Source organism: Promineifilum sp. (SeqCode), assembly GCF_041918635.1.
Taxonomy (GTDB): Bacteria; Chloroflexota; Anaerolineae; order Promineifilales; family Promineifilaceae; genus Promineifilum.
Window position 1 is genome coordinate 1 of sequence record NZ_JAYRVJ010000342.1, and the last position, 7585, is coordinate 7585.

General features: G+C 66.7%; 8 protein-coding genes and 1 pseudogene. 3 read left to right on the forward strand and 6 right to left on the reverse strand.

What is annotated here, in order from left to right:
- Together ACE3UY_RS10965 and ACE3UY_RS10970 are read left to right on the forward strand one after the other, a co-directional pair.
- A pseudogene (locus tag ACE3UY_RS10965) lies at window positions 1-262 on the forward strand (hypothetical protein); the annotation flags it as partial.
- A gap of 112 nt (window positions 263-374) precedes the next feature.
- On the forward strand, window positions 375-515 hold the full coding sequence (locus ACE3UY_RS10970) for a DUF2283 domain-containing protein (protein WP_374687570.1): 141 nt from the start codon (window positions 375-377) through the stop codon (window positions 513-515).
- Window positions 516-517: 2 nt separating this feature from the next.
- On the opposite strand, the gene ACE3UY_RS10975 is transcribed toward ACE3UY_RS10970, so the two are convergent.
- From ACE3UY_RS10975 to ACE3UY_RS10995, 5 genes are all read right to left on the reverse strand, one after another.
- On the reverse strand, window positions 518-2923 hold the full coding sequence (locus ACE3UY_RS10975) for a tetratricopeptide repeat protein (RefSeq protein WP_374687571.1): 2406 nt from the start codon (window positions 2921-2923) through the stop codon (window positions 518-520).
- A 156-nt stretch (window positions 2924-3079) separates the two neighbouring features.
- Entirely contained in the window at window positions 3080-4660 is a 1581-nt protein-coding gene (locus tag ACE3UY_RS10980) for a hypothetical protein (RefSeq protein ID WP_374687572.1), read from the reverse strand.
- Between the two features lie 113 nt (window positions 4661-4773).
- Window positions 4774-5049, reverse strand: coding sequence for a hypothetical protein (locus ACE3UY_RS10985; RefSeq protein ID WP_374687573.1), 276 nt, complete (start codon window positions 5047-5049; stop codon window positions 4774-4776).
- Between the two features lie 14 nt (window positions 5050-5063).
- Entirely contained in the window at window positions 5064-5351 is a 288-nt protein-coding gene (locus tag ACE3UY_RS10990) for a hypothetical protein (protein ID WP_374687574.1), read from the reverse strand.
- A gap of 33 nt (window positions 5352-5384) precedes the next feature.
- Window positions 5385-5738 carry a hypothetical protein gene (locus ACE3UY_RS10995; protein ID WP_374687575.1) on the reverse strand — a complete coding sequence of 118 codons (354 nt, stop codon included), beginning with the start codon at window positions 5736-5738 and terminating at the stop codon, window positions 5385-5387.
- Between the two features lie 273 nt (window positions 5739-6011).
- Between ACE3UY_RS10995 and ACE3UY_RS11000 the strand changes: the two genes are divergently transcribed.
- Window positions 6012-6746 carry a ParA family protein gene (locus tag ACE3UY_RS11000; protein WP_374687576.1) on the forward strand — a complete coding sequence of 245 codons (735 nt, stop codon included), beginning with the start codon at window positions 6012-6014 and terminating at the stop codon, window positions 6744-6746.
- A gap of 86 nt (window positions 6747-6832) precedes the next feature.
- Here ACE3UY_RS11000 and ACE3UY_RS11005 read toward each other — a convergent pair.
- Window positions 6833-7585, reverse strand: a 753-nt coding sequence (locus ACE3UY_RS11005) for a hypothetical protein (protein WP_374687577.1), incomplete at its 5' end; no start/stop codon positions are given.

Consider the following 7585-nt stretch of genomic DNA (forward strand, 5'->3'; position numbering starts at 1 on the left):
CCGCTACGCCAACCTGGGCTGGGTCGATCCGCGGCGCATGACCACCGCTGGGGGCGGCTGGATCAGCCTGCTGCTGACGATTCTCTACGGCGTGCCGGCGGCGCTGCTGGCCTTCGCGCCCTTCCTGCTGGCCCAGGGCTTCCCGCAGTGGACGTGGCTGTTCGTGGCCGTGGGGCTGGCGCTGCTGGTGGGGCTGACGTGGGTGTGGGGGGAGATGATGGCGCGGTGGGCGGTGAAGTCGTGGGAGTTGTTGCCGGCGTAAGAGGGGAAATCCGCAGATTTCGCTGATTTTCAGAGGCTCACGCCAAGGGCGCGAAGGACGCTAAGAACGCAAAGGGTGTATTGCTCATTTACTGGTGAGGAGAGAACAGCCAATGAAAATCACCTATGATGCGGAAGTAGATGCGCCTTACATCCAATTCATTGACACTACCGTGACGACCGAACAACTGGCGGAGGGCATCGCCGCCGACTATGACGACGAGGGCCGTCTGGCGGGCATCGAAAGCCCTTGATTTTACGGTTCTCCTCGCAACTGCTTCTCTAGACCGGCCAGATCGCTGCGCGCTGTCCTCGTGCCTGGATGATCCGGCCCTAGCCTGGTCTCGAGAATCGCCAGAGTGAGTTCGAAATAAGACCGCGCCCCGACCAAGTCGCCCTGCGCTTGCAGGAGGCCGCCCAGACTGTTGAGGCTTCGCGCCGTATCGGGGTGCTCGGGGCCGAGGACGCGCTCGCTGACGACCAGAGCGCGCTCGAAGTGCAGCCGCGCCCCGGCCAGGTCGCCCAGATCTAGCAGCAGGAGACCCAGGTTGTTGGCTGCTGTCGCGGTTTGGGGGTGGTCGGGACCGAGGACGCGCTCAGAGACGGTCAGGGCGCGCTCGAGGTGCAGTCGCGCCCTGGTCAGGTCGCCTTGGGCTTTCAGCAGGCTGCCCAGGTTATTGGCCGCCGCCGTGGCTTGGGGGTGGTCAGGGCCGAGGGTGCGCTCGCGGACGGTTAGGGCGCGCTCAAAGTACGGCCGCGCCCCGGCTAAATCGCCCTGCGCTTGCAGCAGCATGCCCAGGTTGTTGAGGGTCGTCGCCGTCTCAGGGTGGTTGGGGCCGAGGACGCGGGCGCGGACGGCCAGGGCGCGCTCGAAGTACGGCCGCGCCCCGGCTAGGTCGCCCTGGTCTTGCAGCAGCATGCCCAGGTTGTTGAGGCTCTGCGCCGTGTAGGGGTGGTCGGGGCCGAGGAAGCGCCTACGGATAATCAAGGCGCGCTCGAGGTACGGCCGCGCCCCGGCCAGGTCACCCTGAGCGAGCAGCAGGCTGCCGATGTTGTTGAGACTCGTCGCCGTATCGGGGTGGTTGGGGCCGAGGATACGCTCCGAGATAGCCAGAGCACGCTCATAGTACCGCCGCGTCCCGGGCAGGTCGCCGACTAGCTTCAGATGGTAGCCCAGGTTTGTGCAGAGTGTTGCGGCCGTTTTGTCCTCGTGGTCGAAAGCAGCATCGGTCACGTAGCGCAAGTGCAACACCCAGGCGTGGAGCGGCCCCGGATCACCGGTCATATTTTGCTGATAAGCCAACGAGTTGGTCGCACCCTCCACCGCCGCCCGCGCTGTTACCATCATCCCCTCTCTTGCTTCCGTGCTTCCTTCCCCGTTTTCCGAGGCCGATAGCGCCTCGGCCACGAACCGTGCGATGAGCCGGTGCAGCCGCACCGTTTCGTCCCCAACCGGCTCCAGCAGTCCTACCGCGTACAAGGCATTCAGTGCATCGGTGACGTCCCGTGATGTGGGCTTTGTCGACGTTGGTGTGGGCGTGGGTCTAAGCCACGCTTTGATCCGCTGTCCTAGTCCTGGTTTTGCGTCGGGGGCTTCGCGCACGGCCGCCGCGCGCAACAGTGACAGCGGCAATGGCTCACCGGGAGCAAAACACGCGGCGCGGGCCAGCACCTTCACCGCCAGCGCGCCGCGAGAAGCGATTTGCTCCAACCGTCGCAGACTGAGTAAAAAGGTGTTTGCCACGTGAAGCTCGTGCCCGGTAGGCGATGCTTCCACGCCGCGTCCCGTCAATGCCTCGCTGCGCAGCGCCAACGCTGGGTCGCGCAACTCGGCCAGCAGCGTCTTCGGCGTTACCGTCGGGTCGTTGGCGTAGGTCGCCAGGTAACTACCGGCCATGGTTAGCGCCAGGGCCAGGCCGCCCAATTCGGCGACGATCTCGGCCAGTGTGGGCGACGGCGCGGTGTAGCGCTCGAGCAGGGCCACGGCCTCGTCAAGCGGCAGGGTGTCTAGCGATTGCTCGGTGACACGCATCGTCTTCGGCCAACGCCCCTGCCGCCGGCTGGTGACCAACAGCCGCGTCTCGCCGCTCTTCGGCCGCCACCGTTCCAACAGGGCGGGGTCTTCGCAGTTGTCGAAGATAAGCAGCCGCTGCTCCGGTCCCTCCCAAGCGGCCTGGGTTAAGGCCACCTGGTCGTCCAGAGTCAGACCACCGAAGGCCGGGTGCAGCCCCATCCGCCGGCCGCACTCGACCATCGCCGTCGGCGCCCCTTCCGCCTCGGCCAGCGACACCCAGTGGACGCTGTGGAAAAAGCGGCCGTAGCGGTGAGCGAACTCGACGGCCAGTTGGGTCTTGCCGACACCGCCAATGCCGGAGGAGATGATCACAGGTGTAGAGACGTTCGGCCGGAACGTCTCTACGGCCAGTGCCCGCAACGCTTCCTCTCGCCCGGTGAACAGCGGGTTGCGGCCGTAGAGCATGTGAGAGGTGGGTGGCAGGGGGCCGGGATCGGGCAAGGGGCCGTCGGGGTCGGGTGGGGGTGGGGGCGTGTAGGGCAACAGGCGCGGCAGGTCTACATGTACCTGCGACTCGATGTTGATGGTCGCCCCGCGAAAATCGCCGGACAGGTCGTAGGCTGTACTGCCCGAAGCATCGCCGCTCATGCCGCGCCCTTCATGAGGCAAATCTTAACGGAAAGGCGCAACGGCGCAAAGACGCGAGGAAGAATGGCTACAGATTTTGACGGAAGAAACGGATGTAGAGACAAAAACAATTCGTTTCTTCATCCGTCCTCTCCGTTTCAATCCGTAGCCATTTGCTTACACCGGCGCCAGCAAATGCGGCCGATCGCGCATCACGCAGCCGACGAGCGCCGCCAGCAGCCCATTCCGCTTCGCGTGGAGAACCAGCTCCCGCGCCTTGGCCGCCTTCCCTTCGCCGCCCAGGTTGTCGTAGTCGATCTCCAGCTCGAAGCACAGGTCGCGCAGTTCCGACAGGTTGTAACCCGCATCCAGCGCGTCGCGCAGCGTCTTCTGGTTCACGGTAAAGTTGCCTAGCGGCTGGCTGACCATGACCGATGGGGGCGGGGCGCTCGTCGCGGGCGGCGACGCCGCGCCCCCGGCCGGCGCGCCCGCCGGCCCGCTCTCCACCGTCATCGCCAGCGCCCCGCGCGGCTCGTCCGCCCCCGCCTCGGTGCGCAGCCGCGCCGAGCCGATCCAGTCCGTCTCCTGGTAGACGGTGATGATGACGCTCAGCGGCCCGGCCCGCCGCGGCGTCAGCTGGAAGTAGACCGTCGGCCCGTCCTGGCCGCGCGGCAGCCGCACCGATTGGGCGTTGGGGCCGTGGAGGTCGCAGTCGGGGGCGCTGATCTCGATGCGCATGGACAGAAAGGTCGCGCCGGCCGGCCAACTGACGGCGAAGGGGGCGCTGTCGCGCCGCGTCAGGTCGTCGGGGGCCAGCGGCGGCGACTCGGGCCGCCGGATGGCGACAGCCAGGTCGAACGGCCGGCCAGTTGTCACGCGCTCTGGGGCGGCCGCGTCCAGCCGCAGCGAGACGGCGGCCGATTCCAGGACGGGCTGCGGCGTTGGCGAGGACGGTTCGGGCGCGGTAGGCTCTGGCGCAATGGGTGGGCGCGATGGCGGCGAAGGCGATGGTTCGGCTGGCGGCGGCTCCGGTTTTGGCTCGACCGGCGGCTGGGGGATGGCCTCCTGGACGCCGCCGGTCAGGTCGTCGCGCCCACCAGGCTCGATCTCCCCGAGCGAGCCAATCTCCTGCGGCGGCTCGACGCTGGTCAGCGGCACGCCCTGCCAGGCGAAGAGAATCATCCCGTTGGCGGCCAGGGCGTGGCCAGCAACGACGCGATCAAGGCCCTGGGCCGCCACCTCCTTGATAAACCGTTCGGTCTCCTCAACGACGTATGGCGGCAATTCGGCCGGCCAGCGGGCGAAGGGCGGGCTGGTGGGCAGCAGCTTCTCGCCCTGTTCCAGCGGCACGCGCGGCGGTTGTCGGCGGGCGGCCAGCGTCGCCGCGGCCACAAAGCGATCCAGCGCCTCCTCAAAGTCGGTCAGCGAGAGTTGGTCGATCTGCGCCCCGGCCGCGGCGAAGGCCTCGGCTGCCGCGCCAGCCGCGTCTCGCTCACCGGCCAGCAACCGGATGAGCGCGCCGGCCGCGGCCGGATCGTCAAAGAACTGCTCGATGACGTCCGGCAGCCACAGCGCGTCGGGTAGCGCCGCCGTCAGTCGGCCCAGGAAGGCCGCCGCCGCCGGCTCCAGCGCGGCCGTGACCGCCGCCTCGAACGGCGTGCCGCTCAGCCGGCCGTATTCGCTCTCATAGCGCCGGACGATGTTCCGCGCCAGGGTTTGGGTGAGGGTCTGGAGGAGGGAAGCGTCAAAGTCGGACATAATTGTCCGACAGTATATAGGGAGTAGGGGTTAGGGGCTAGGGGTTAGGGAAGAGGTTCCAGGTTCCAGGGAAGAGCGCTCTTCCCTGGAACTTGGAACCTGGAACCTGGCAACTACTCGTATCGTTGGCGTAACGTCAGCAGCGTGGCCGCGCAGGCGCCGGCCAGGGCGCCGCTGGCGACCAGGAAGCTTTGCAGGGCGAGCAGCCCGCCGGGCAGGTGGCCGGCCCAGGCGCGCACGGGCACGCTGAACAGCGCGGCCAGGGCCAGCGCCAGCCCTATGCCCAGTCCATAGGCCGCCCCAATCAATAGCACCGCCGCCAGCGGCATATCGACACGCCCCTCGACGGACACGCTGGACACAGTCGTCGTCTCTCGTTCGTACTCCATGCCAGTTACCTCCGTTAGGATCGGGTATTCGGTTGACGCCGCGAGGCCAGCAGGCCGATAAGGCCACCGCCAATCGCGCCGACCACCTGGAACAGCAGGCCGCTCGGCGCAAACCAGGCCGAGCCTTCCGGCAAATAGGCGGCCGACAGGAAGCTGATGGCCGACCCCAAGACAAAACCGATGAGCGCGCCCAACACCGGGCCGATCCAGCGGTGCGTGCGCCGTGGGCCGCTGGCCGGCCGGTTCATCGGCCGGTCGCTCAAATTACGGCTATCCTCGAATTCGTCTAACCGATCCATCATTCACCTCTTATGGTTTCAGAACAGGCGGCGTGACTACTTGATACCGCAGGGCAGTCCGGCCGCCGGGTTGTCGGTTGTGGGCGCGACGCTGGCCGCGCCGTCCACCATAATCAGCGAGCGGGGCGCTTCATCCGCCGCATCGGCCAGATCGGCCAGGCACGGCCCGCCGGTCACCGTCGTCGTGTTTTCGGGCGGGGCGACGAGCAGCAGAGCCATGCCGGGTTCCGCTTCGACGGCCGCCACGGGTCGTTCCGCTGGGGGCGGCGGCAGTTCGATGTGCGGCCGGTGGAACGTGTTCAGCAATTGGCCGGCCACCAGTAGAGCGATTACCGCCACCGAGGCAAAAGTCATGCCCGTCATCCCTGGCCGCTCCATGTGCTGTCTCATCGCTCGCCTCCAGAAGAAGAATCCACAGAGTTCGCAGATTACACAGATTCTAGAACTCGTCTGCAACCGTATCTGGTACTTATCTGTGCTTCTTGATTGAATACAGGATAATGGCAGAGAGGGCCTGGCACTATATATCTGGGTATATTCCGCGGGTACAGGTCGCGGTAGAATTACGCGGCGCGGCTTGTAGTCAGGCACTTCATTGCCGGGAGAAAAGAACGGCAATGAAGCGCCTGACTACGAACAACAAGCGATTAGGAGAACACGTCCATGAGAGTCATCGCCCTCTACAACATCAAAGGCGGGGTGGGCAAGACGGCGGCGGCCGTCAACCTGGCCTATCTGGCCGCGCGGGACGGGGAGCCGACGCTGCTATGGGACCTCGATCCGCAAGGCGCGGCCTCCTACTGCCTGCGCGTGGAGCCGAAGCTGAAGGGCGGGCGCAAGGGGCTGCTCAGCGGCAAGCGTGAGGTGGGCGACCTGGTGAAGTCCACCGACTACGCTAACCTCGACGTGCTGCCGGCCGACTTCTCCTATCGGAACATGGACCTGGGGCTGAGCGAGAGCAAGCGGCCAGAACGCGCCTTCCGCAAGCTGTTGGAGCCGCTGGCGACGCGCTACCGGCGCGTCTTTCTCGACTGCCCGCCAGGCATCACCCTCTCCTCGGAAAGCATGTTCGGGGCGGCCGACGCCCTGCTGACCCCAGTCATCCCCGCCACGCTGTCGCTGCGCACGCTGGCGCTCATCAAGGAGTTCCTGGCCCGTGAATCGCTCGACCACCTGCGGACGCTGGCCTTCTACAGCATGGTCGACCGGCGCAAAACGTTGCACCGCCAGCTGGTGGACGCCCGCCACGACGGGCCGTTCCTCTTCACGACCATCCCCTATGCCAGCGACATAGAGCGCATGGCCGAGCGCCGCGCCCCGGTGGCCGTCTATGCCCCCAAGTCGGCCGCCGCCGCGGCGTATGAGGCGTTGTGGAAGGAAGTGCGGACTTTCGGGTAATTGAGGAAAAAGAGCTCACGCAAAGGGCGCAAAGAAGCAAAGAACGCAAAAAGAATCTTTTCTTTGCGCCCTTTGCGTGAGCTCTTCTACGCCGTCGTCTTGGTCGCCAGGTAGCCGCCGTTCGACAGCCCCAGCGTCAGCGCCAGGCTGTCGGAGAAGCCGGGCAGGCTGATCCACGGCGAGAGCTGGAGCGCCTGCGGCATGGCGGGCATGGTCATGGTCGACCACAGCAGCACCGCGTAGGTGAAGACCAGGATGGCCGTGAACAGGAACATCTGAATCTTGCCCAGGTCGGGTAGCTCAAAGTTGGCGATGGTGTCGCCGCGCAGCATGTCGCTCCAGCGCGCGTCCTGGATGGACGGGTTGGCGTGCAGGTCGCCGACGGCCTGATCCTGCGCCGCTTCCAGGTGGGCCGCACGCTCGGCGGCCTTGACCGCCGTCCCCTCAGCTGCTTGTAGCCGGGCGCGCAGCTCGGCCAACTCCGCCTGGGCCTGCGCCTCGGCCGCTCGCGACTGGGCCAGCGCGGTCTGCGTCTCGGCCCACTGCGCCTGGGTCGCGGCCCGGGCCACGGCCACCTGGGGATCGGCCCCGGCATCCTCTAACGGGCTGCCCATGTTCTCCAGGCGCGATTCCAACCGCTGGCTCTGCGACTCCAGCGCCTGGCTCTGTGACTCCAGCGCCTGGCTCTGCGACGCCAGCGCCTGGCTGCGTGAGGCCATCGTTTCCACCCGCGCCACCTGGCCGCGCAGCTTCTCGCGTTTGGCCTCGACGATCTCGACCGAGCGCCCTTCGGTGGTTGTGGCCCGGTTGGTCTTGATGGCGCTGGCCCCGGCCAGCGA

What these genes read in the sequence shown, in the direction of transcription:
- ACE3UY_RS10970 (WP_374687570.1), top strand. Translation starts at nt 375, where the DNA reads ATGAAAATCACCTATGATGCGGAAGTAGATGCGCCTTACATCCAATTC.
- ACE3UY_RS10975 (WP_374687571.1), bottom strand. Translation starts at nt 2,923, where the DNA reads ATGAGCGGCGATGCTTCGGGCAGTACAGCCTACGACCTGTCCGGCGAT.
- ACE3UY_RS10980 (WP_374687572.1), bottom strand. Translation starts at nt 4,660, where the DNA reads ATGTCCGACTTTGACGCTTCCCTCCTCCAGACCCTCACCCAAACCCTG.
- ACE3UY_RS10985 (WP_374687573.1), bottom strand. Translation starts at nt 5,049, where the DNA reads ATGGAGTACGAACGAGAGACGACGACTGTGTCCAGCGTGTCCGTCGAG.
- ACE3UY_RS10990 (WP_374687574.1), bottom strand. Translation starts at nt 5,351, where the DNA reads ATGATGGATCGGTTAGACGAATTCGAGGATAGCCGTAATTTGAGCGAC.
- ACE3UY_RS10995 (WP_374687575.1), bottom strand. Translation starts at nt 5,738, where the DNA reads ATGAGACAGCACATGGAGCGGCCAGGGATGACGGGCATGACTTTTGCC.
- ACE3UY_RS11000 (WP_374687576.1), top strand. Translation starts at nt 6,012, where the DNA reads ATGAGAGTCATCGCCCTCTACAACATCAAAGGCGGGGTGGGCAAGACG.